This is a genomic window from Sphingomonas sp. UBA978 (assembly GCF_002292295.1).
GTDB lineage: Bacteria > Pseudomonadota > Alphaproteobacteria > Sphingomonadales > Sphingomonadaceae > Sphingomonas.
The window spans coordinates 198,495-219,452 of sequence record NZ_DBBS01000014.1 but is presented as its reverse complement, the minus strand read 5'-3'; the positions used below and the strand labels follow the sequence as shown (position 1 = coordinate 219,452).

At 69.0% G+C, this 20,958-nt stretch carries 22 protein-coding genes; 6 read left to right on the top strand and 16 right to left on the bottom strand.

Going from position 1 to position 20,958, the window contains the following annotated elements; translation table 11 throughout:
* Positions 1-20 precede the first annotated feature (20 nt).
* Positions 21-524, top strand: coding sequence for a GNAT family N-acetyltransferase (locus tag B2515_RS07375; RefSeq protein WP_293875339.1), 504 nt, complete (start codon positions 21-23; stop codon positions 522-524).
* Between the two features lie 4 nt (positions 525-528).
* On the opposite strand, the gene B2515_RS07370 is transcribed toward B2515_RS07375, so the two are convergent.
* Complete coding sequence (locus B2515_RS07370; RefSeq protein ID WP_293875337.1) at positions 529-930, bottom strand: phasin family protein; 402 nt, start codon at positions 928-930, stop codon at positions 529-531.
* Between the two features lie 163 nt (positions 931-1,093).
* Between B2515_RS07370 and B2515_RS07365 the strand changes: the two genes are divergently transcribed.
* Complete coding sequence (locus tag B2515_RS07365) at positions 1,094-1,279, top strand: hypothetical protein (RefSeq protein WP_293875335.1); 186 nt, start codon at positions 1,094-1,096, stop codon at positions 1,277-1,279.
* Positions 1,280-1,291: 12 nt separating this feature from the next.
* Here B2515_RS07365 and B2515_RS07360 read toward each other — a convergent pair whose 3' ends face one another.
* The 6 genes from B2515_RS07360 to B2515_RS07335 form a co-directional block, all read right to left on the bottom strand.
* Entirely contained in the window at positions 1,292-1,765 is a 474-nt protein-coding gene (locus B2515_RS07360; protein WP_293875333.1) for a hypothetical protein, read from the bottom strand.
* Positions 1,762-2,229 carry a hypothetical protein gene (locus B2515_RS07355; protein ID WP_293875331.1) on the bottom strand — a complete coding sequence of 156 codons (468 nt, stop codon included), beginning with the start codon at positions 2,227-2,229 and terminating at the stop codon, positions 1,762-1,764. Before B2515_RS07355 ends, B2515_RS07360 begins: the two co-directional genes overlap by 4 nt.
* A gap of 45 nt (positions 2,230-2,274) precedes the next feature.
* A complete protein-coding gene (locus tag B2515_RS07350; RefSeq protein ID WP_293875329.1) occupies positions 2,275-2,625 on the bottom strand; it encodes a hypothetical protein in 351 nt (116 codons plus the stop codon).
* A gap of 37 nt (positions 2,626-2,662) precedes the next feature.
* Positions 2,663-3,235, bottom strand: coding sequence for a helix-turn-helix domain-containing protein (locus B2515_RS07345; protein WP_293875327.1), 573 nt, complete (start codon positions 3,233-3,235; stop codon positions 2,663-2,665).
* A 234-nt stretch (positions 3,236-3,469) separates the two neighbouring features.
* Positions 3,470-3,757 (bottom strand): hypothetical protein, encoded by a 288-nt coding sequence (locus B2515_RS07340; protein ID WP_293875325.1) that lies wholly within the window; start codon positions 3,755-3,757, stop codon positions 3,470-3,472.
* Positions 3,758-3,855: 98 nt separating this feature from the next.
* Positions 3,856-4,461: a hypothetical protein gene (locus tag B2515_RS07335; RefSeq protein WP_293875323.1), complete on the bottom strand. Its 606-nt coding sequence runs from the start codon at positions 4,459-4,461 to the stop codon at positions 3,856-3,858.
* A 158-nt stretch (positions 4,462-4,619) separates the two neighbouring features.
* Between B2515_RS07335 and B2515_RS07330 the strand changes: the two genes are divergently transcribed.
* The 3 genes from B2515_RS07330 (at position 4,620) to B2515_RS07320 (ending at position 9,094) form a co-directional block, all read left to right on the top strand.
* The gene (locus B2515_RS07330; protein WP_293875321.1) at positions 4,620-5,294 is read left to right on the top strand and encodes a L,D-transpeptidase family protein; all 675 of its coding nucleotides are present in this window, start codon (positions 4,620-4,622) and stop codon (positions 5,292-5,294) included.
* Between the two features lie 215 nt (positions 5,295-5,509).
* Positions 5,510-8,194 carry an aconitate hydratase AcnA gene (gene acnA, locus B2515_RS07325; RefSeq protein WP_293875319.1) on the top strand — a complete coding sequence of 895 codons (2,685 nt, stop codon included), beginning with the start codon at positions 5,510-5,512 and terminating at the stop codon, positions 8,192-8,194.
* Positions 8,195-8,617: 423 nt separating this feature from the next.
* The gene (locus B2515_RS07320; RefSeq protein WP_293875317.1) at positions 8,618-9,094 is read left to right on the top strand and encodes a DUF2141 domain-containing protein; all 477 of its coding nucleotides are present in this window, start codon (positions 8,618-8,620) and stop codon (positions 9,092-9,094) included.
* Here B2515_RS07320 and mtnP read toward each other — a convergent pair.
* From mtnP to B2515_RS07285, 7 genes are all read right to left on the bottom strand, one after another.
* Complete coding sequence (gene mtnP, locus B2515_RS07315) at positions 9,091-9,945, bottom strand: S-methyl-5'-thioadenosine phosphorylase (protein WP_293875315.1); 855 nt, start codon at positions 9,943-9,945, stop codon at positions 9,091-9,093. The two genes, B2515_RS07320 and mtnP, sit on opposite strands and share 4 nt — an antisense overlap.
* Positions 9,945-11,339, bottom strand: a complete 1,395-nt coding sequence (locus B2515_RS07310) for an amino acid permease (protein ID WP_293875313.1) — start codon at positions 11,337-11,339, stop codon at positions 9,945-9,947. The genes mtnP and B2515_RS07310 overlap by 1 nt, the downstream gene beginning before the upstream one ends.
* A 70-nt stretch (positions 11,340-11,409) precedes the next feature.
* Positions 11,410-13,443 carry a M13 family metallopeptidase gene (locus B2515_RS07305; protein ID WP_293875311.1) on the bottom strand — a complete coding sequence of 678 codons (2,034 nt, stop codon included), beginning with the start codon at positions 13,441-13,443 and terminating at the stop codon, positions 11,410-11,412.
* A gap of 73 nt (positions 13,444-13,516) precedes the next feature.
* Positions 13,517-14,308, bottom strand: a complete 792-nt coding sequence (locus B2515_RS07300) for a transporter (RefSeq protein ID WP_293875309.1) — start codon at positions 14,306-14,308, stop codon at positions 13,517-13,519.
* The gene (gene xth / locus B2515_RS07295; protein WP_293875307.1) at positions 14,305-15,075 is read right to left on the bottom strand and encodes an exodeoxyribonuclease III; all 771 of its coding nucleotides are present in this window, start codon (positions 15,073-15,075) and stop codon (positions 14,305-14,307) included. Before xth ends, B2515_RS07300 begins: the two co-directional genes overlap by 4 nt.
* A gap of 3 nt (positions 15,076-15,078) precedes the next feature.
* Positions 15,079-15,417 carry an iron-sulfur cluster insertion protein ErpA gene (erpA, locus tag B2515_RS07290; RefSeq protein ID WP_293875305.1) on the bottom strand — a complete coding sequence of 113 codons (339 nt, stop codon included), beginning with the start codon at positions 15,415-15,417 and terminating at the stop codon, positions 15,079-15,081.
* A 114-nt stretch (positions 15,418-15,531) separates the two neighbouring features.
* On the bottom strand, positions 15,532-16,686 hold the full coding sequence (locus B2515_RS07285) for a M23 family metallopeptidase (protein ID WP_293875303.1): 1,155 nt from the start codon (positions 16,684-16,686) through the stop codon (positions 15,532-15,534).
* Between the two features lie 308 nt (positions 16,687-16,994).
* Here B2515_RS07285 and B2515_RS07280 point away from each other — a divergent pair, with 308 nt between their 5' ends.
* The gene (locus B2515_RS07280; RefSeq protein WP_293875301.1) at positions 16,995-17,951 is read left to right on the top strand and encodes an isopenicillin N synthase family dioxygenase; all 957 of its coding nucleotides are present in this window, start codon (positions 16,995-16,997) and stop codon (positions 17,949-17,951) included.
* Between the two features lie 36 nt (positions 17,952-17,987).
* Here the strand turns inward: B2515_RS07280 and B2515_RS07275 are convergent, their stop codons facing one another.
* Both B2515_RS07275 and B2515_RS07270 read right to left on the bottom strand, forming a co-directional pair.
* A complete protein-coding gene (locus tag B2515_RS07275) occupies positions 17,988-19,202 on the bottom strand; it encodes a M20 metallopeptidase family protein (RefSeq protein WP_293875299.1) in 1,215 nt (404 codons plus the stop codon).
* A 56-nt stretch (positions 19,203-19,258) separates the two neighbouring features.
* Positions 19,259-20,908: a helicase HerA-like domain-containing protein gene (locus tag B2515_RS07270; RefSeq protein WP_293875297.1), complete on the bottom strand. Its 1,650-nt coding sequence runs from the start codon at positions 20,906-20,908 to the stop codon at positions 19,259-19,261.
* Between the last annotated feature and the right edge of the window lie 50 nt (positions 20,909-20,958).

Below are 20,958 nucleotides of genomic sequence, written 5' to 3'. Positions count from 1 at the left end.
CCGGCAGGAGAGACGCCCGCATGAGCCACACGATCCGCCGTTTCCGTCCGACCGACGATGCCGCGATGCTCGCCTTCGCTGCGACGCTACCGGAACACGACCTGCTCTTCCTCGGCCGCGACCTGCGCCATCCGCGCGTGATCGAGGCGTGGCAGCAGGCGATCGGCGACGGCTGGATCGACAGCCTCGTCGCCGAGGACGACGGTCGCATCATCGCCACCGCCGCGCTGGTCCGCGATCCGCTCGGCTGGAGCGGCCATGTCGGCGAAGTCCGCCTGCTCGTCGTGCCCGATCGCCGCGGCGCCGGCCTCGGCGGCGACCTGCTCGAGGCGATGCTGGCGATCGCGCACGCGCATGGCCTCGCCAAGCTCAGCGCGTCGATGACTCCCGATCAGGCCGCGTCAATCGCGCTGTTCGAAGGGCTCGGCTTTACCCGCGAGGCGACCCTGACCGGCCACGTCCGCGGCAGCGACGGCGTCGCGCACGACCTGATCGTGCTCGCCCGCGCGATGCCGTCGCTGTGACCGCTTAGTCGGGCTTGGTGCCGCCGGCCGGCCGCAGCGGCGACACCGCATCGCGACCGAACTGCATGATGAGCTCGCCGATCTCGCGCGCCTGAGTCATCGACCGCTCGCCCTGCTGGCGCAGGAATTCGCCCTGGATGCGCATCACGTCGGTCAGGTCCTTCGCCTTCGCCGCCTCGCGCATCGCCTCGAACGCCTGGTGCGAATTCTGCTCGGCCTGTTCGATGATCTTCAACCCGATCGTCGCGCTGCCGTCGGCGACCTTCTGGCCGGAGGCGCGCATCGCCTCGCCGGCCCGGCGCGCGGGGTCCATCACATGTTCGGCAAAGCCGTCGCGCGCGCGATTGGCCGCATCGCGCATCGCCTCGCCCGCATTGCCGTTCTCGCCGTTCTGCCCGTCTGCCATCATCGCTCTCCTGCAACCCGTGCCGGCGCGGGTGTCACCCTCGCCACGGCATCTCCCCCCTCAACGTGCCGTGTCCCGCTTTGCTCCACCCAGCCGTGGCACCGCCGCTCCGATCCGAATCGAGTCGTTGCGTCGCGCCCCGCCGCGACTACAACCGGCCGCGATGACGATGCCCGACACCGACCCCGGCGCGCGCCGGATCCGCGCCGAGCTGCTGCTGCGCGCGGTCGCGCTCGGCGAGGAGCTGATGCGCCTCGCCGACGACCTCGACCTGTCGGTGGCCAGCCTGCACGTCTGCCAGGGCGTGGAGATGATGCGCGAGGAGGCCGATCGCCTGACCGATCGCTGACCCGCGCGGGGGTCAGGCCCCGCCGATGCAGCGCAACGCCAGCGCCATGCCCTCGTTGGTCAGCGATACCGGCGCCGGCGCCTCCCCCGCCTCCTCGGCGGACCAGATCAGGCCACGCGTCTCCAGCACCTTGAGCCAGCGGCCGAGCACCGCCGGCCGGATCGCGATCGCCCCGGCGATGGCGGCGGGCCGCATCGTCCGCCCCTGCTCCAGCGCGACGAACAGCGTCAGCAGGATGTCCCAGCCGGGTTCGCCGAACAGCTCGGCGAGCGGCCCCGCCGCCGCGTCGCGCGCGCGCCGCTGGGTCAGCAGCGCCTGCGCCCGCTCGACGTCGTCGGGCTCCTCGGGCCCGGTCAGCACGGTCGCCACGATCTCGCCGCGGCTGCGCGCCGCGACGCTGCGCACGCGTTCGATCGCGGCGACGAGGCGTTCATAGTCTTCGCGATCGCGCTCGGGCCAGCGCAGCAGCCGGATGTCGGCACTCATGAGGGTTCACAATGCGGTTTGCGCAGGGGCGACCAGTCGCGGTCGCTGCCGAAGCGCGCCAGTCGGTGCCGGTGGCGCCAGGCGCCGGTCGCGAGCAGGATCAGCATCGGATAGGCGATCTTGCCGCTCGCCCCCGCGTACATCCACGGCACCAGCGTCGGCTGGAACGCCTTCACGCCGTGGATCGCGATCGTGATGACGTGCAGCGAGCTGACGTACAATGGCCAGAAGCGGTTCGCCCGGAGCGCGATGCCGACCAGCGCCGCCAGCACGATCATGTCGACGCCCAGGATCATGACATGGACCGAATGATAGCTGACGTGCCGCTGGTACGGGATCAGGAACGTCGCCAGCGCGCCGGCGGCGAACACCAGCGCGGTCCAGCGTTCGGGCGCGCCGCCCGCCACGAAGGCATAGGCGCACGCCCCGAACAGCATGACGTTGAACAGGACGACGTGGGTCATGGCCTGGCCAGCCAAAGGAGCAGTCTGGAGGCCAAGCCATGACACCTAGGCAGCGACGCGCAGATGACTGACGTCGGCGCCTGTCGGGGCGAAATCGGGCTTCGGCTGTTCATCGCCGAAACTCGTCTCGAACCCGATCTGGCGGCCCAGCTTCTCGATGACGCGGTGGCCGGCGACGGTATGACCGCGCGCCGCACCGATCGCCATGATCGCCTGGCCGAGAACTTCGAAGGCCTGCTGCCCGGCGATCGCCGGCAGATGGGCGGCGGCACGCGCACGGGGCAGCGCGGCGAGCAACTCGCCACCGGTGGCGAAGGCTTCGTCGAGCTGCGTCTCGAGCTGCCACAGCAGCTGCGCCACGGCTTCCGCCGCGACCTGGGTATTTGCGTAGGACATGGCCACCTTTCCACCCTGAGGGGTGCTCGCGCTGGAGTCAGGAAAGGCGTTGGGCGACGGTTTCGATCAGGCCGGTCAGCACCTGGAGGCCGGTCATCAGCATCCCGAAGGCAATCGATATGCCCAGGACGATGGCCTGTATCCAGATCAGCCGGTCACCGACCGTCAGGTCGTTGTCCCTCTGTCCTTTCCGCCGGAAGGGCAGCGATGGTCCCGGGGAGCGCGGCCTGAAAGGCGCGTCCCCGGGATCCCCCGGTGCCCCGACGATCATCTCGTCCGGCGAGGCAGCGGATGGCAGGACGGCGGGCGGACCGGATAGCCGTGTAGAATCACCCCCTATTTTATGGGGGGTGTCGTCCGGCAGGATTTCCGTTTCTTCAGAACGACTTGCCGCATCCGCCTGCCCCTCGTGTCCGGCCAGCAGCAGCGCCGCCTCGCGGCGATTGCGTGCGCCGAGCACCTTGACGGCCTCGGTCAGATACTTGTCGACGGTGGTTTTCTCGATGCCGAGCGCGTCGGCGATCTCCTTCGACCCCTTGAGTTCGCGCACGCCGCGCAGGCATTCGCGATGGCGGCGGGTCAGTCGGTCGAATCGGCGGGGGTCGGTCACGCGACCGCTGTCCCGCCTGGGGCGCGGCGATGCAAGCGCGGCCGCATCCGCGATGCCGCGGCGGGTAGTGGCGTGCAGCGACCGGCGTACCGCCACCGGTGTCGTTTCGGCAGATAGTCTCCAATCACCCGTCGCTGGCCATCCGCCCGTTGCTGCCGGTATCGTGTAGCACGGATCGACCGCGCCGCTACGAAAACCGCCAGTTCGGGCCAATCGCCGCGACGGGAACCGGGCTCAGGCGTCGCTGGTCTTGCGCGCCTTGCTTTTGGACGCGGCCTTGGCCGGGGTCGCCTTCTTGCCCCGACGCGTCGGCGTCGGCGTCGCCCGGGCGCGCAGCAGCGGCACCGCGATCGCCGCCGCTGCCCCCGCCAGCAGCGTGCCGCCGATCGCGATCCACGCTCCGGTGCCGATCCCGGCCTCTTCCTTGTGTCCGCCCTCCATGTGCGGCGGCGGCGGCGCGTCATGCTCGTGGTGATGGACGGGGCCGGCGTGCTTCATCGCGGAACTGGGAATATGGGACATGTGACAGGATCCTTTCAGCGCCATCCAACCCCAGGCGGACCGCCATTGTTCCGTATCGTCAACGACTTGGGCGCTGACATCGCCTTGCTCCCGCCCCCTCATCCCTGCCGGTCGCCCTCCCAGCGCCGCAGCGCCCGCGCATAGGCGTCCGCCGCGCGCTGCCGCGCCGCCGCCAGCCGTTCCGATTCGTCCCGATGCTCCCGCTCCAGCGCGCGACGGCGTTTCGCCAGCGCCGCTTCCTCGGCCCGCAACGCCCGCTCTTCGCCGCGCTGCCGCGCCGCGGCCTCGGCCACCGCCTGCTCGGCATCCGCCAGCGCCGAACGATCCGGTCTGGGCACCGGTTTGGGTTTGGGCTTGGGCTTGGGCTTGGGCTTGGGTTTCGGTTCGGGCTTGGACTTCGCCTTGGGCTTCGACGCCGCCGGCGCCGCCGCGTCCTCCACCGGCGCCGCCCGCGGCGTCCGTGCCGGCGCCGACGGCAACGCCGCCATCTGTTCGGCGGCGCTCCCGCGCGAGCGCCTGACCACCGTCCCCGGCTCGGCGAGCGGCGCGGCGGTCAGCGCCGGGTCGGTCACCACCTCCGCGATGCCGCGCGCGAACAGGTCGCGCGCGCTGCCCCATGCCGCCAACGCCGCCTTCTGGCTGGTCGCCGCGACATAGGCGTCATGAAACCCGATCGGGGTGCGATAGACCTTCAGCTTCGCCATCCCCGCGATGCTATTCGCCCCGCCGCGGCGGCGCCAGCGCAGCACGGGTTGGTTGACGCCGCCCCCGCCTGTCCCGTGCCGGGACGGCGCGATCCGGCGGCTGGCCTGCGCGGCGATTTGGGCGCATCATCGCGGTTCGCCAGTTCCCGGAGCATTCCTTGGCCGCACGTCGTCGGGCCCTCGCGGCCAAGCTGATCCTCGCCACGACCGCGCTCGCCATCGCCGGCGTGGCGACCGTCGCCGCGCGTCGCCCCACCCCCGCACCCGCCGCACGCCCCTCGACCGTCCCGCCGCGGATCGCGCCCGCCGTTGCGCGCATTGCGCCTGCCGCGCCCGTCGCCCCCGCCGCGCCCGCACCGTCGCCCACCCCCGTGCCCGAACCGCTGGCGGTCAAGCGCGTGCTCGACATCGGCCCGATCAAGTTCGGCGACTATGCCTGGGATACGAAGGGCATCCCCGACGGCCCGGTGGTCATCACCGTCGATCTCGCCGCGCAGGTGCTCTCGGTGTTCCGCGGCGGTTATGAGATCGGCGCGGCGGCGATCCTCTACGGCACCGACGACAAGCCGACGCCGCTCGGCACCTTCCCGATCACGATGAAGGACGCGCGCCACGTCTCCAGCATCTATGGCGCGCCGATGCCCTATACGCTGCGGCTGACCGACGACGGCGTCTCGGTCCACGGCACGGAGGTCGCGTGGGGCTATGCGACGCACGGCTGCATCGGCGTGCCCACCGCCTTCGCCCGGCTGCTGTTCGCCGAGGCGAAGCTGGGCGACCGCGTCATCATCACCCGCGGCAAGACGCTGGCGACGGGGCAGGCGATCCTCTGACGCGCAGGCCGCCGATACGCATGTTCCGACGCGGATTTGTGTCGTCCCGTTTCCGGGCGACGGCATCGTACGCGACCGCAGCATATGCGCTTCCCCCGCCGGACACCCCTTGCTAAGGCGCCAGCGACATACGCTTTCGCTGAAGCGCTCTCGCGCGCCCGCGCGGCCCTCAGGCCGCCTCCCCGAGCGCCCTGGGCCAAATTGAAGGGACTATAATGACCGCCATCGGCCAGGACAGCCTGAACACCCGCACGACCCTGACGGTCGGCGACAAGAGCTACGATTACTACAGCCTCGAAAAGGCCGCGGCGAAATTCGGCGACATCAGCCGCCTGCCCTTCTCGATGAAGGTGCTGCTCGAGAACATGCTCCGCTTCGAGGACGGCAAGACCGTGACCGAAGAGGACGTGCAGGCGATCGTCGACTGGCAGAAGGAACGCCGTTCGGACCGCGAGATCCAGTACCGCCCCGCGCGCGTGCTGATGCAGGATTTCACCGGCGTCCCCTGCGTCGTCGATCTCGCCGCGATGCGCGATGCGATCACCAAGCTCGGCGGCGACGCGGCCAAGATCAACCCGCAGGTTCCGGTCCATCTCGTCATCGATCACTCGGTCATGGTCGACGAATTCGGCACGCCGCAGGCATTCGAGAACAACGTCGATCTGGAATATGAGCGCAACGGCGAGCGCTACGAATTCCTGAAATGGGGTTCGGCCGCGCTCGACAATTTCAAGGTCGTCCCCCCCGGCACCGGCATCTGCCATCAGGTGAACCTCGAATATATCGGTCAGGCCGTGTGGTCGACCGACAGCGTCGGCGACCATGGCGATGGCAAGGCGATCGCCTATCCCGACACGCTGGTCGGCACCGACAGCCACACGACGATGATTAACGGTCTGGGCGTGCTCGGCTGGGGCGTCGGCGGGATCGAGGCGGAGGCCGCGATGCTCGGCCAGCCGGTGTCGATGCTGATCCCCGAAGTCGTCGGCTTCAAGCTGACCGGCGCGCTGCGCGAGGGCATCACCGCCACCGACCTCGTGCTCACCGTCACGCAGATGCTGCGCGCCAAGGGCGTCGTCGGCCGCTTCGTCGAATTCTTCGGCCCGGGCCTGTCGTCGATGACGCTCGCCGACCGTGCGACGATCGCCAACATGGCGCCCGAATATGGCGCGACCTGCGGCTTCTTCCCGATCGACGACAAGACGATGGACTATATGCGCCTCACCGCGCGGTCCGAGGAGAATGTCGCGCTGGTCGAGGCCTATGCGAAGGCGAACGGCTTCTGGCGCTTCGACGACGCGCCCGAGCCGGTGTTCACCGACACGCTCGAACTCGACATGGGGTCGGTCACCGCCAGCCTCGCCGGCCCGAAGCGTCCGCAGGACCGCGTCAGCCTCGGCAAGGTCGACGAGGTGTTCAACGGCGACCTGTTCAAGGTCTATCACAAGGAGCGCCCGGCCCGCGTCGCGGTCGCCGATCGCGACCATGACATTGGCGACGGCGACGTCGTGATCGCCGCGATCACCAGCTGCACCAACACCTCGAACCCGTCGGTGCTGGTCGCCGCCGGCCTCGTCGCGCGCAAGGCGAACGCGCTCGGCCTGAAGCCCAAGCCGTGGGTCAAGACCTCGCTCGCCCCCGGTTCGCAGGTCGTCACCGACTATCTCGACAAGGCCGGGCTGACCGCGGACCTGAACGCGATCGGCTTCAACCTCGTCGGTTATGGCTGCACCACCTGCATCGGCAATTCCGGCCCGCTGGCGGCGCCGATCAGCGCCGCGATCAACGGCAGCGACATCGTCGCCGCCTCGGTCCTGTCGGGCAACCGCAACTTCGAGGGCCGCGTCTCGCCGGACGTCCGCGCCAACTTCCTCGCCTCGCCGCCGCTCGTCGTCGCCTATGCGCTGAAGGGCACCGTGACGCAGGACATGACCGAAACCCCGCTCGGCCAGGGCACCGACGGGCAGGACGTCTATCTGAAGGACGTGTGGCCGACCAACCAGGAGATCGCCGACGTGATGGCGGCGAACATCGACGACACGATGTTCCGCTCGCGCTACGGCAACGTCTATGCCGGCGACAGCAAGTGGCAGGCGATCGACATCACCCGCTCGGACACCTACGCCTGGCCGTCGGGTTCGACCTATGTCGCCAACCCGCCCTATTTCGAGGGCATGGGCATGACCCCGGCGCCGGTCACCGACATCATCGAGGCAAAGCCGCTCGCGATCCTCGGCGATTCGATCACCACCGACCACATCAGCCCCGCAGGCTCGATCAAGGCCGACAGCCCCGCCGGCAAGTGGTTGATGGAACGCCAGGTTTCCAGAAACAACTTCAATAGTTACGGCGCCCGCCGCGGCAACGACCACGTCATGGTCCGTGGCACGTTTGCCAATATCCGCATCAAGAACGAGATGGTGCCGGGCGTCGAGGGCGGCATGACCCGCTATGACGGCGAGACGATGCCGATCTACGACGCGGCGATGCGGCACAAGGCGGACGGCACGCCGCTCGTCATCGTCGCGGGCAAGGAATATGGCACCGGCTCGTCGCGCGACTGGGCGGCGAAGGGCACCAACCTGCTCGGCGTGCGTGCGGTCATCACTGAAAGCTTCGAGCGCATCCACCGCTCGAACCTCGTCGGCATGGGCGTCCTGCCGCTCCAGTTTGCCGAGGGCGTGACCCGCGAAACGCTGAAGCTCGATGGGTCGGAAACGTTCACGATCACCGGCGTCGCCGATCTGCGCCCGCGTCAGACCGTCACCGTCACGCTCGCGCGCGCCGATGGCGCGACCGAGACGTTCGAGACGCGCTGCCGCATCGATACCGTCAACGAGCTGGAATATTTCCTCAACGGCGGCATCCTCCAGTACGTGCTGCGCAAGCTCGCCGCATAAGCGACGGCGTCTCGGACGAACGACAGGGGGAGGCACCGCAAGGCGCCTCCCCTTTTCGTTGCCGTGCCTTCCCTCTCCCATCGGGAGAGGGAAAAGACGCCGAAGGCGGCGAAGGGTGAGGGCAGGCGCGACACCGACGCGGCGGAAGCGACCGGATCGCCGATCCCGCCCCCGATGTTGGTCGCCCACCAGACCAACCCCCTGCAAATCCTCCAGAAATTGACCCGGCCTGCCATACACAGCGCCAAGCCGCTATCGCGTCCGTCGACCAACCGGCTCTGTCTCATCGTCGCCAGAATAGAAACGATGGAATAAAATCGTTTCCGCAAAGGTGTTCATGTTGCCCAAGTTGCCGGCCGCGCAACCCCATCGACGCCACCCCTTCGACATACCCCGGCCACATCCCGGCGTGATATCGATGCCATGATCCGTTACGCTTTCCCCCTCGCGATCCTGACGCTCGCCGCAGCCCCGGCCGCGGCGGAGGGCAACACCGCCGGCTGCACCGCGACGACCACGCACCGCCTGATCGTCGACATCCGCGGCCTGCGCGCCAGCACCGGCGGCGTCCGCGTCCAGTTGTACGACGAGGCCGGGTTCCTCGAAAAAGGGCGCTGGCTCGCCCGCGTGGAGGCGCCGGCCGGCGGTCGCCGTTCGGTCGAGGTCTGCATCCCCGTACCGCATCCGGGCACCTACGGCATCGCGGTCCGCCACGACGCCAATGCCAACGGCAAGTCCGACAGCGGCGACGGCGGCGCCTTCTCCCGCGACCCCAAATTATCGATCCTGCGCCTCAAGCCCGCCTTCGCACAGGTCGCGATTCCATTAGGCGCGGGCACCAGCCGCGTCGCGGTAACGATGAACTACCGCCACGGTCTGAGCGTCGGGCCGGAACGCTAACCGAGCGCCCGCCCCGCCACCGCATCCAGCTTCGCGACCAGCGCGGGATCGCGCGCGCCCTTCGCGGTGATGATCGCTGCATCCAGGCAGGTATCGATCGGCGACGCAGCACGCTCCGCCGGCAGGCTGCGCAGCAACCGCACCACCATCGCCCGCGCCTTGGCCGCATTGGCGGAAAGCTGGGCGATCACCTGTGTCACGTCCACCCCCGCCTCGCCCTCGCGCCAGCAGTCATAGTCGGTGACCATCCCCACCAGCGCGTAAGGCAGCTCCGCCTCCCGCGCCAGTTTCGCCTCCGGCATCGCGGTCATGCCGATGACGTGGCACCCCCATTGCCGATAGAGCAGGCTTTCCGCGCGCATCGAGAATTGCGGCCCCTCCATCGCCAAATAGGTGCCGCCACGGTCGACCTCGCCCGCCGCATCGGCGACCAGCGCGCTCAGCCGTGGGCAGACCGGATCGGCCATCGAAACATGCGCAACCAGCCCGGTGCCGTAGAAGCTCGACGGCCGCCCCTTCGTCCGGTCGATGAACTGGTCGACGATCGTGAAGCTGCCCGGCGGCCGTTCCTCGACCAGCGATCCCACCGACGACACCGCCAGCACGTCGGTGACGCCAAGCCGCTTGAGGCAATCGATGTTGGCGCGTGCGTCGAGCTGGTCCGGGCTGATCCGGTGCCCACGGCCGTGCCGCGGCAGGAAGGACACCGCGACCGGACCGACCCGCCCGGTGAAGATCGCATCGGACGGCCGGCCCCACGGGCTCTCTACATCGACCCAGCGGCCGTCCTCGATCCCCTCGACGTCATAGAGCCCCGAGCCGCCGATGATCCCGATATGCCAGCCGGGCATCAGCGGGCGACCTCGGCCCGGCCCCGCGCGTAGAGGAAGTAGACGAGCAGGCCGAAGGCGTTCCAGCCGACGAAGGCGACCTGCGTCACCACCTGCAGGCTGGTGAACAGATAGAGGCAGCCGGCGATCGCGAGCGGCGCGACCACCCAGGCGAGGGGCGTGCGGAACGGCCGCCGCGCGTCCGGATCGCGTCGGCGTAGCACCAGCACGCAGGCCGCCACCGCGACGAACGCGCACAAGGTGCCGGCATTGGCGAGGCTGGCGATGACGTCGAGCGGTGCCAGCCCGGCGATGACGGCGACGAAGATCGCGGTCATCAGCGTGATCCGCGCGGGCGTCCCGCGTTTGCTGACCTTAGCGAGGCTGGTCGGCAGGAAGCCGTCGCGCGCCATGACGAGGAAAATGCGGCTTTGCCCATACAGGAACGCGAGCAGCACCGTCGGCAATGCGATGGCGGCCGCGGCGGCGACGATCGTCGCGACGCCGGGCTGATTCAATTCGCGCAGGATCAGCGCCAGCGGCTCCGGACTGTCGCCGAAACGGGTGTAGCTCACCGCCCCCACCGCGGTCGCCGCGACGATCATGTAGATGGCGGTACACGCCAGCATCGACCCGACGATCCCGATCGCCAGATCGCGCTCCGGATTCTTCGCCTCCTCCGCCGCGGTGGAGATGGCGTCGAAGCCGTAGAAGGCGAAGAAGATGATCGCTGCGGCGCCCATCACGCCATACTTCACGCCGCCCTCGCCGGTCGGGCTGCCATAGCCGTAGGGCGTGAAGGGGTGGAGGTTGGCCGGATCGAAATGGGGCAGCGCGACGCCGACGAACAGCGCCAGCGTCACGATCTTGAGCACCACCAGCGCGGTGTTGATCCGCGCGCTCTCGCGGGTGCCGAGCATCAGCAGGCCCGCGACCACGCCGATGATCGCCACCGCCGGCACGTTGACGACGCCGCCCAGCCCCGGCCCGTTCGCCAGCGCATTCGGCACGACCACGCCCAGCCCCTTGAGGAACCCGACCGCATAGCCCGACCAGCCGACCGCGACGGTCGACACCACCAGCGAATATTCGAGGATCAGGCTCCACCCGACCACCCAGGCGATCACCTCGCCGAGCACCGCATAGCTGTAGGTATAGGCCGATCCCGACGCCGGGATCATCGTCGCCATCTCGGCATAGCAGAGCGCGGCGCAGGCGCAGATCGCGCCCGCGACGACGAAGGACAGGATCACCGCCGGCCCGGCGCGGTCCGCACCGACACCGATCAGCGTCAGGATGCCGGTGCCGACGATCGCGCCGACCCCCAGCGCCACCAGATGCGGCCACCCCAATGTCCGCGCCAGCTGCTGCCCCGGCGGCTGCGCCACGATCGTCTTGCGGCGAAACAGACTCATCCCAATCCCCTGTAGCTTGGCGCAGGGGTATAGGACGTCGCGGCCGGGGTGGGTAGCGGGCTGTCCGCGGTTACCAGACCTGCACGCGCTTGTCGGACGCGAGGTACAGCGCATCGCCCGGCTTCACGCCGAACGCGGCATACCAGCCGTCGAGGTTGCGCACCGTCTGCGCCCGGAACCGCGCCGGCGCGTGGACGTCGCCCTGCACGCGGGCGCGCAGCGCCCTGTCGCGGAACTTCGAGGCCCAGGTCTGCGCGAACGACAGGAACAGGCGCTGGTCGCCGGTCATCCCGCCGATCACCGGCGCCGCCTTGCCGCCGAGCGAGGCATGATAGGCATCGAGCGCCGCGGTCAGGCCGGCGACGTCGGCGATATTCTCGCCCAGCGTCTGCTTGCCGTTGACGTGCAACCCGGGCAGCGCCTCATAGGCGTCATATTGCGCGACCAGCGCCTGCCCCTGCGCCTCGAACCGGGCGAGGTCCTCAGCGGTCCACCAGTTGCGCAACCGGCCCGCGGCATCGAAATCGGCACCGAGATTGTCGAAGCCATGACTGATCTCATGCCCGATCACCGCACCGATCGCGCCGTAATTGGCCGCCGCATCGCGCTTGGGATCGTAGAACGGTGCCTCGAGAATCGCCGCGGGGAAGTTCAGCGCATTCTGCATCGGCAGGTTGAGCGCATTGACCGTCTGCGGAGTCAGCCACCATTCGTTGCGGTCGACCGGCCGGCCGATCTTGGCCAGTTGCCGTTCGGTATTGGCGAGGTCGGCGCGTTCGCTGTTGCCGACCGGATCGTCGGCGCGGATCGTCAGCCGCGTATAATCCGCCCAGCGTTCGGGATAGCCGATGCCGACGATCATCGTCTCGATCTTGCGCCGCGCCTCCGCCTTGGTCTCCGGCTTCATCCAGTCGAGCCCCGCCACGCGCGTGTCGAACGCCTTCAGCATGCCCGTCACCATCTGCTGGATGTCGATTTTGGACGAGGCCGGGAAATAGCGCTGCACGTAGATGCGCCCGATCGCCTCGCCGAGCGCGCCGTTCACCGCATCCAGCCCGCGCTTGGCGCGGGGCTGTTGCTCCGGGGTGCCGCTCAACGCCTTGCCGTAAAAGGCGAAGCTCGCCGTGTCGAAGGCGGTCGGCAGCACCGCCGTCACCGCGTCGATGCGATGAAAGCGCAGCCAGTCCTGCCAGGCAGCCAGCGGTTCGGATGCGACCAGCGCCGACAGACCGGTGATCGCCGCCGGCTGCCAGACGATGAAATCCTGCTGCCGGCCGAGCCGTGCCGCAGGCCAGAACGCCCGCCAGTCGATCCCCGGCGCCTTTGCGGCAAAATCGGCGACCGCCCATGGATTGTTCGCCTTGTGCGCATCCTGGCTGGTGACGAGGTCGGCGTGTGCCCGCGCGATCTTCGTTTCCAGATCAATGACGCGATCCGCGCGCACCTCCGGCTGGTCGAAGCCAGCGAGGCGGAACAGCGTGGTGACATAGACGCGATAGGCGTCGCGCACCTCCTTCATCGCCGCGGTGTCGGACAGGTAATAGTCGCGGTCGGGCATGCCGAGCCCGCCCTGCAGCACATAAGGCACCGTTTTCGTCGGCTGGTCGAACGCCTGCGTCACGAACAGGCCGAACAGATTGCCGGTCTGGAAATCGGTCGCGTTGAGCGGATCGACGTCGACGCGGGTGTTCGCGCCGAGCAGGCGCGACAGCGCGGTCTTGTCGCGCAGCCCCGCGATGTCGGCGAACGCGGGCTTGAGCGGGGCGACGCCGCGCGCCTCGATCCCGGCGGCGTCCATATAGGCCGTGTAATAATCGGCGATCCGGCGCTGGTCGCTGCCCGCGGCGCCCTTCGCGGCGTCGGCGACGATTGCGGCGGTGCGTTCGTCGGCGATCTTCGAAACGGTCAGGAAGATGCCGACCGACGAGCGATCCGCCGGGATCTCGGTACGGGCACGCCATGCGCCATTGGCATATTGTTCGAAATCGTCTCCCGGCTTGACGCTGCGGTCGAGCGCGGTGGGATCGATACCGGCAGGCTTGTCCTGCGCGACGGCGGCGGTGCCGGCGAGCAGCATGGCGGCGAAGAGAGCATGGCGGATCATGACGGTGGTTCACTCCGGACGTGTATCGCAACGGCGATACAACCGGGGCCGTCACCGATCCAGAGCGCGAGTATCAGAAGCGGCGCGCGATCCCCGCCGACACTTCCAGATCGGGTGCCGCATCGTTGAGCCCGGCGACGCCGAAAATGTCGAACTGCCAGTCGTCCTGCGGCTGCCATGCGAACGACAGGGCCGCCAGCGCCTGCGTCGAATGGTCGTCGGGATCGTCGTCGCGGACCATCTGCCCCTCCGCGGACAGCGCCACCGTTTCCGTCAGCTTGAACGTCGCGCCACCAGCCGTGCTGTAGCGCAAGTGCCGGCCCGATCGATCGTCGTCGGGGCGGGCGTCGATCTCCGGCGTCGCGACCAGTTGCACCGTGTCGGACAGGTCGTAGCTGACCGGCATCAGGACCCCGGCGCCGACCGTGCCGGCGCCGATCCGACTGCCACCCACCGGCAGCTTGACGAAGGGCAGCGCGGCGATCGCCAGGCCGCTGCCGTCGGCGTGCAGCAAGGATGCCTTGACGCCCAGCGTCACGTCGCCGCTTTGGCCGACCCGGTCGATCGCGCCGCTCGCCCGATCGCGCGTCCGCTCATGGCCATAGGGCGTCCAGCCGATCCGTGCCTCGATCCGGTCGGTGACACCGACGCGGACCGACGTATCGCCGATCAGGACGGTATCGGTCCGGCCGTCCGGCTGCCGGTCGAGCGTCCAGTCGACGACGGCGGTTTCGACCATGACCCGGCCGCGGTCGACGATACAGGCAGGCGTATCGAGCCCGGGCCGCTCCGGGCACAGCTCACGCTGTTGCGCCACCGCGGGCGACGCGGTGAACGCCAGCAGCGCCGCCACCGACCGCCTCATGACAGCCGGACCCAGGTCGGCGCATGGTCGCTCGCCTTTTCACGCCCACGATACGCCTTGTCGACACCGGCATCGGCGAGGCGATCGGCGGCCTGCGGGCTAAGCAGCAAGTGATCGATGCGGAAGCCGGCGTCGCGCTGCCACGCCCCCGCCTGATAGTCCCAGAAGGTCCAGACGCCGCCCTTCGGCTGGCGGGTGCGCAGCGCGTCGGTCCAGCCCTGCGCAAGCAGGCGGCGATAGGCGGCGCGGCTCTCCGGCTGCATCAGCGCGTCATCCGCCATCGCCCGGACCGAGAAGGTGTCGTCGTCGTTGGGGATCACGTTGTAATCGCCCATCAACACCACCGGCACTTCCTCGTCCAGCAGCGCCTGCGCGCGCGCGGCGAGCCGCTCCATCCAGCGCAATTTGTAGTCGAACTTCGGTCCCGGCTGCGGATTGCCGTTGGGCAGGTAGATGGAGGCGACGACCAGTCCGTCGATCCCGCATTCGAGATAGCGGCTGTGCTCGTCCTCCGCCTCACCCGCCAGCCCGCGCTGGCGCTCGACCGGCATACTGCCCCTGGCGAGCACCGCGACGCCGTTGAACCCCTTCTGCCCGTGCCAGACCGCGCCATAGCCCGCGGCCTCGATATCAGAAAACGGGAAGGTGTCGTCGCTGCACTTGATCTCCTGCAGACACACCACATCGGGCTGCTGCTCGGTGAGATATTCGATCAGGCGGGGGAGGCGGGCCTTGATACCATTGACGTTGTACGTGACGAGTTTCACGCGTCAGATCGCGAAGCTGGAGCCGCAGCCGCAGCCCGACGCGGCGTTGGGATTTTCGACGCGGAACGCCGCACCGCCGAGCGATTCGACGTAATCGACCTGGCAACCGCGCACGAGGTCGAGGCTGACACTGTCGACGACCAGCCGCACGCCGTCCGTTTCCGCAATCGTATCGTCGCCGTCGGGCGCGTCGGCGAAGCCGAATTTATACTGAAAGCCCGAACAGCCGCCGCCGTCGACGGACAGGCGGAGGATCGCGGGCTTGTTCTGCTTGCCGGCGATCGCGGCGACGCGTGCCGCCGCAGCGGGCGTGAGCATGATGTCTGGAGCGAGACTGGCCATGCCCCGGAGATAGGCGCGCACGGGGGGCGGGGCAACCGCCGATGGTACGGATCGTTGCAGACGCGAAACGGGCGGAGGTCGCCCCCCGCCCGTCGTGTCGCTGCGATAGCGCGATCAGTCCTGCGCGGCGGGTCCGTCGGTCGACACCGGGATCGCGCGCACCGCGCGGTCCTGTGCCGCGAGCAGATAATCGGCGGTGGTCAGGAACGGCACGGGGTTGACCGCATGGCCGTCGATACGAACCTCGTAATGCAGATGCGGTCCGGTCGAGCGGCCGGTCGAGCCCATCAGCGCGATCAGCTGGCCGCGGGTGACGCGGGCGCCGTCCGCGACGAGGATCTTGGAGAGGTGGCCGTAGCGGGTGGCGATGCCCTTGCCGTGGTTGATCTCGACCATGTTGCCATAGCCGCCCTGACGCGCGGCGTGATCGACGATGCCGTCGGCGGTGGCATAGATCGGCGTGCCGACCGGGCCGGGGATGTCGACGCCGGCGTGCATCGCCGCGGTGCCGCGGAACGGGTCGGAGCGGATGCCGAAGTTGCTGGTGAAGTTCAGCTTTTGCACCGGCTGCACCGAGGGGATGGCGATCGCCCCCTGCTGCAGCGTGTCGAGCTTCTTCCAGCTCTGGAACAGCGTGCGGAACTGCGCGTCCGCCTTGAGGTCCGCCTGTGCCTCGGCACCGTTGGCGTCGAGGATCGGACCGCCCATGCCGCCTTTGGCGACGCGGCTGGCGACGCCGAGCTTCTTGAGCGTCGCATTGGTCTGCGCGAGGCGCTGGTCGAGCACCTCCTGCGCGGCGTCGGCGAGTTCGGCCTGACGCCCCTCGACCTTGACCAGCGGCTTGACGACATCGGCGGCGAGGCGATCGGCGGTGGGATCGATCGCGAGCGTCGCCAGGGCGAGCTTCGCCTCGTCGCCCTTGCCGGTCAGCGCGGCGGTGATGAGCGCCTGACGCTGCTCGACGCGCTCGGCATGGACCTGCGCGACGTGACGGATGTTCGACACCCGTGCCTGCATCGCGTCGATCTGGCGTTCCATATGGGCGATGCGACCGTCCGCCGGCTGGCCGACGACCTGCGCCGCCTGTGCCGCGCCATAGCCCGAGAAGCCGATGGTCAGCGCGCCGATTGCGGCGGCGGCGACCTGACGGCGGCCGGTGATGCTGACCCGGCGCAGCGACCTGCCGTCGTGGAACAGGACATCGCGGGTGGCGAAGAGAGCGCGAACGCGCGAACGAAGAGCGACAGCCGTACGGGCGAAAGTTATCATCGGACCCCAACACAATGCGCCGTACCCGCCCTGACCGGGTCCGGCCTATTCAGATCGTCCTGACTCGCAGCCCCACCGCGCCCCAGACCCGGCAGTGTGTGCCTGCATTCCGCGCGTCGCCACAAGGGCCGGGATACCGCTACCGCGATCAAGCGGCAGCGGGCTGCGCCGAGTCGATGATATGAGGTCGCATGGGTCAGCAAAGGCGTCCGATTCTCACCGGCGATTTCGCGGGCGCCTGCGAACTTGCGCATGACGGCGTGCCTGCGGCGGCGTATAACCGTCGCTTCATCAAACGGATGGCCCTTATGCTCGACTCCCCTTCCGCCCACGTTCCCACCCTCAGCCTCGCCGACCAGGATCGCGACCCCGACGGCTTCGCCGCCGCGTTCGGCGAATCCTTCGAACGGTTCGGTTTCGCGATCGTCGCCGACCATGGCGTGCCGCAGGACCTGATCGCGCGGGCGTGGCGCGAGACCGAAGCGCTGTTCGCGCTGCCCGAGGCGGAGAAGCGCGGCTATTTCGTCGAGGGCGGCGGCGGCGCGCGCGGCTATACCCCGTTCAAGACCGAGATCGCCAAGGACGCCAAGCACGTCGACCTCAAGGAATTCTGGCATATCGGCCGCGAGCTGCCCGCGGGGCATCGCTTCGCGGACAGCATGTCGCCCAACATCTGGCCGACCCGGCCGGAGGGATTCAAGGATACGTTCCTCGAACTGTTCACCGCCTTCGACCGCGCCGGCGACCGGCTGCTGTCCGCCATCGCCCGCCATCTGAAGCTTTCGCCCGACTGGTTCGATCCGGCGGTGAAGGACGGCAATTCGGTGCTGCGCCTGCTCCATTATCCGCCGATCCCGGTCGATGCCGAGGGCGTGCGCGCCGGGGCGCATGAGGACATCAACCTCATCACCCTGCTGCTCGGAGCCGAGGAGGCCGGGCTGGAACTGCTCGACCGCGCCAACGGCCGCTGGCTGGCGATCAAGCCGCCGGAGGGCGCGATGGTGGTCAACGTCGGCGACATGCTGCAGCGGCTGACCAACCACGTCCTGCCCTCGACCACGCACCGCGTCGTCAACCCGCCGCCCGAGCGCCGCGGCCATTCGCGCTATTCGATGCCGTTCTTCCTGCATCCCGCGCCCGATTTCCTGATCGAGACGCTGCCGCAGACGATCACCCCGGACAATCCGAACCGTTATCCCGAGCCGATCACCGCGCACGATTACCTGCACCAGCGGCTGGTGGAGATCGGGCTCATCAAGACATGAACGTGCGCCCCTCCCCGCGGGGAGGGGCGGTCCGGGTCAGTCGAACCCGCGCTCCAGATAGCGCGTGGCGATCGCGCAATGGATCGCCACGCCCTTCGCCATCACCGATTCCTCGATCGTCATGCGAGTGTTGTGCAGCGGTGGGTTGGTCGCGGGATCGCTGCCCGCGGGCGCGACGCCGAGGAAGGCGAAGGCGCCCGGGTAGCGTTTGAGGACATAGGAGAAATCCTCCGCGCCCATCATCGGCTGCGGCATCTTTGCGAAATCGGCGCCGAGGTCGCCCGCGACCGATTCGACCAGTGCCGCACCGCGCGGGTCGTTGACCGTCACCGGATAGCCGGTGTCGATCCATGCCTCCGCCGTCGCGCCATGCGCCGCGGCGATATTCTCGGCGATACGCCGGAACGCCGCCTGCATCGTGTCGCGCGTCGCTTCGGACAGGGTGCGCAGCGTCCCCAGCAGGCGGACCTCGCCCGGGATGATATTGTGCGCGGAGCCGGCCTCGATCTTGGTGATCGACAGCACCGCGGGGTCGGTGACCGCGATGCGGCGGGCAACGAAGGTCTGGAGCGCGGTGACGATCTCGCAGGCGACCGGCACCGGATCGATGCAGTCGTGCGGCATCGCGGCATGGCCGCCCGCACCGCGGATCACCGCATGCACCGTGTCCGCCGACGCCATGATCGACCCGCTGCGGGTGACGACCAGCCCCCCGGGCGCGTTCGGCGTGATGTGCAGCGCGAAGGCGGCGTCGGGTGCGGCGATGTCGAGCAGGCCGTCCTCGATCATGAAGCGGGCGCCGTGATGCCCCTCCTCCCCCGGCTGGAACATGAAGACGACCGTTCCCGGCAACCGGTCGCGGCGCGCCGACAGCGCCCGGGCCGCACCGACCAGCATCGCGGTATGCGAATCATGGCCGCAGGCGTGCATCCGCCCGTCGATCGTGCTGGCGAACGGCAGGCCCGTCTCCTCCTGCATCGGCAGCGCGTCCATGTCGCCGCGCAGCAGCACCGTGCGGCCATTGTCGCCCGCCTGCCCGCGCAGGATCGCGATCAGCCCGGTGGTGGAGCTGCCCTCGTGCAGTTCGAGCGGCAGGCCGGCGAGTGCCGCCTTGATCTTGTCGGTGGTGCGCGGGCAGTGCAGCCCGATCTCCGGTTCGGCATGGATCGCGCGGCGCAGCGTGACGATGTCGTCCAGTTCGGCGGCGCCGGCCGCCGTCCAGTCGCTGCTGCTGATGTCGTCGAGGGACATGATCTGGCTCCGTTCTGTCCGTTTCCCTGTGAGCCCCCCGCACCGGCTTGTCGAGGTCAGCGCCCGCGCATGAGGTTGCCGAGCACGCTGCGCAGCACCGTACCGACCAGCCCGCCGCCCGCGGATTTGCGCGACGATCCGAACACCTGCTTGCCGATCTCGTTGGCGACCTGCCGGCCGATCGACGAGCTGGCGGCGCGGGTGGCCGAGCCCATCGCCTTCGACCAGGGCGAGTTCGCCGCCTCGCGCTCGGCGGCGCGCTGCGCCTGCGCATCCGCCTTCGCCTGCGCCGCCTGGAGGCGGGCCGATTCCTTTGCCGCTCTGGCGTCCTCCTTCGCCTGCAACGCCGCAGCCTTCGCCGCATCGTCGGTCGCGCGTGCCGCCGCGGCGGAGGCGGCGGCCTCCTGCGTCTTGGCGGCGAGCATCTCCTCCGCCGATTCGCGGTCGATCGCGGTATCGTATTTGTCGCCGACGGCATCGGTCTGGATCATCACCGCCCGCTCCTGCGGCGTGACCGGGCCGACGCGGCTGGCGGGCGGCTTGATGAGCGTGCGCTCGACCGGCGCCGGCGAGCCGTCGGGCTGGAGCAGCGACACCAAAGCCTCGCCGACCTTCAGTTCGGTGATCGCGGTGGCGACGTCGACGCCGGGGTTGGCGCGGAACGTCTCCGCGGCGGAGCGCACCGCCGCCTGATCGCGCGGGGTGAAGGCGCGCAGGGCGTGCTGGACGCGGTTGCCGAGCTGACCCGCGACGGTGTCGGGGATGTCGATCGGATTCTGCGTGATGAAATAGACGCCGACGCCCTTCGACCGGATCAGCCGGACGACCTGTTCGATCTTGTCGAGCAAGGCCTTGGGCGCCTCGTCGAACAGCAGATGCGCCTCGTCGAAGAAGAACACGAGCTTCGGTTTGTCGGGATCGCCGACCTCGGGCAGATGTTCGAACAATTCGCTCATCAGCCAGAGCAGGAACGTGCTGTAGAGCTTGGGCGCCGCCATCAGTTTGTCGGCGGCGAGGACGTTGACGATGCCCCGCCCGCGATCGTCGGTGCGGATGAAATCGTCCATCTCCAGCGCCGGTTCGCCGAAGAAATGCTCCCCGCCCTGCGTCCGCAGCTGGAGCAGAGACCGCTGGATCGCGCCGATCGACTGTTTCGAGACATTGCCGTAGGTCGTCGTCAGTTCGTCGGCGCGGGTGGCGCAATGCGCGAGCATCGCCTGAAGGTCGTCCAGATCGATCAGCAGCAGCCCTTCCTTGTCGGCGACGTGGAAGGCGATCGTCATCACCCCCTCCTGCACCTCGTTGAGGTCCATCAGGCGGCTGAGCAGCAGTGGCCCCATCTCGCTGACCGTGGTGCGGATCGGGTGGCCCTGTTCGCCATACAGGTCCCAGAATTGCACGGGATTGTCGGCATAGACCCAGTCGCTGTCGCCGATCTCCGCAGCGCGGGCGGCGAAGGCGGCGTGGGTCTTGGACGTCGGCGAGCCGGCCATGGCGAGGCCGGACAGGTCGCCCTTCACGTCGGCGACGAAGCTCGGCACGCCGACCTTCGAAAAGCCTTCGATGATGCCCTGCAGCGTCACCGTCTTGCCGGTGCCGGTCGCGCCGGCGATCAGGCCGTGGCGGTTGGCGCGCTTGAGGTCGAGCACCTGCGGCGTGCCGCCGCCCAGACCGATGAAGATACCCTTGTCGCTTTCGGCGCTCATGTCCGCTCCCGTCGTCGTGGCAACGGACCTAACCCGGCGCGCGGGCAAAA

Bases quoted from the DNA above. Each gene is read 5' to 3' on its own strand.
- B2515_RS07300 (WP_293875309.1), bottom strand. From the start codon at position 14,308: ATGAGGCGGTCGGTGGCGGCGCTGCTGGCGTTCACCGCGTCGCCCGCG.
- B2515_RS07365 (WP_293875335.1), top strand. From the start codon at position 1,094: ATGACGATGCCCGACACCGACCCCGGCGCGCGCCGGATCCGCGCCGAG.
- acnA (WP_293875319.1), top strand. From the start codon at position 5,510: ATGACCGCCATCGGCCAGGACAGCCTGAACACCCGCACGACCCTGACG.
- B2515_RS07370 (WP_293875337.1), bottom strand. From the start codon at position 930: ATGGCAGACGGGCAGAACGGCGAGAACGGCAATGCGGGCGAGGCGATG.
- mtnP (WP_293875315.1), bottom strand. From the start codon at position 9,945: ATGCCCGGCTGGCATATCGGGATCATCGGCGGCTCGGGGCTCTATGAC.
- B2515_RS07280 (WP_293875301.1), top strand. From the start codon at position 16,995: ATGCTCGACTCCCCTTCCGCCCACGTTCCCACCCTCAGCCTCGCCGAC.
- B2515_RS07275 (WP_293875299.1), bottom strand. From the start codon at position 19,202: ATGTCCCTCGACGACATCAGCAGCAGCGACTGGACGGCGGCCGGCGCC.
- B2515_RS07340 (WP_293875325.1), bottom strand. From the start codon at position 3,757: ATGTCCCATATTCCCAGTTCCGCGATGAAGCACGCCGGCCCCGTCCAT.
- B2515_RS07355 (WP_293875331.1), bottom strand. From the start codon at position 2,229: ATGACCCACGTCGTCCTGTTCAACGTCATGCTGTTCGGGGCGTGCGCC.
- B2515_RS07320 (WP_293875317.1), top strand. From the start codon at position 8,618: ATGATCCGTTACGCTTTCCCCCTCGCGATCCTGACGCTCGCCGCAGCC.
- B2515_RS07375 (WP_293875339.1), top strand. From the start codon at position 21: ATGAGCCACACGATCCGCCGTTTCCGTCCGACCGACGATGCCGCGATG.
- erpA (WP_293875305.1), bottom strand. From the start codon at position 15,417: ATGGCCAGTCTCGCTCCAGACATCATGCTCACGCCCGCTGCGGCGGCA.
- B2515_RS07360 (WP_293875333.1), bottom strand. From the start codon at position 1,765: ATGAGTGCCGACATCCGGCTGCTGCGCTGGCCCGAGCGCGATCGCGAA.
- B2515_RS07305 (WP_293875311.1), bottom strand. From the start codon at position 13,443: ATGATCCGCCATGCTCTCTTCGCCGCCATGCTGCTCGCCGGCACCGCC.
- B2515_RS07270 (WP_293875297.1), bottom strand. From the start codon at position 20,908: ATGAGCGCCGAAAGCGACAAGGGTATCTTCATCGGTCTGGGCGGCGGC.
- B2515_RS07310 (WP_293875313.1), bottom strand. From the start codon at position 11,339: ATGAGTCTGTTTCGCCGCAAGACGATCGTGGCGCAGCCGCCGGGGCAG.
- B2515_RS07335 (WP_293875323.1), bottom strand. From the start codon at position 4,461: ATGGCGAAGCTGAAGGTCTATCGCACCCCGATCGGGTTTCATGACGCC.
- B2515_RS07350 (WP_293875329.1), bottom strand. From the start codon at position 2,625: ATGTCCTACGCAAATACCCAGGTCGCGGCGGAAGCCGTGGCGCAGCTG.
- B2515_RS07285 (WP_293875303.1), bottom strand. From the start codon at position 16,686: ATGATAACTTTCGCCCGTACGGCTGTCGCTCTTCGTTCGCGCGTTCGC.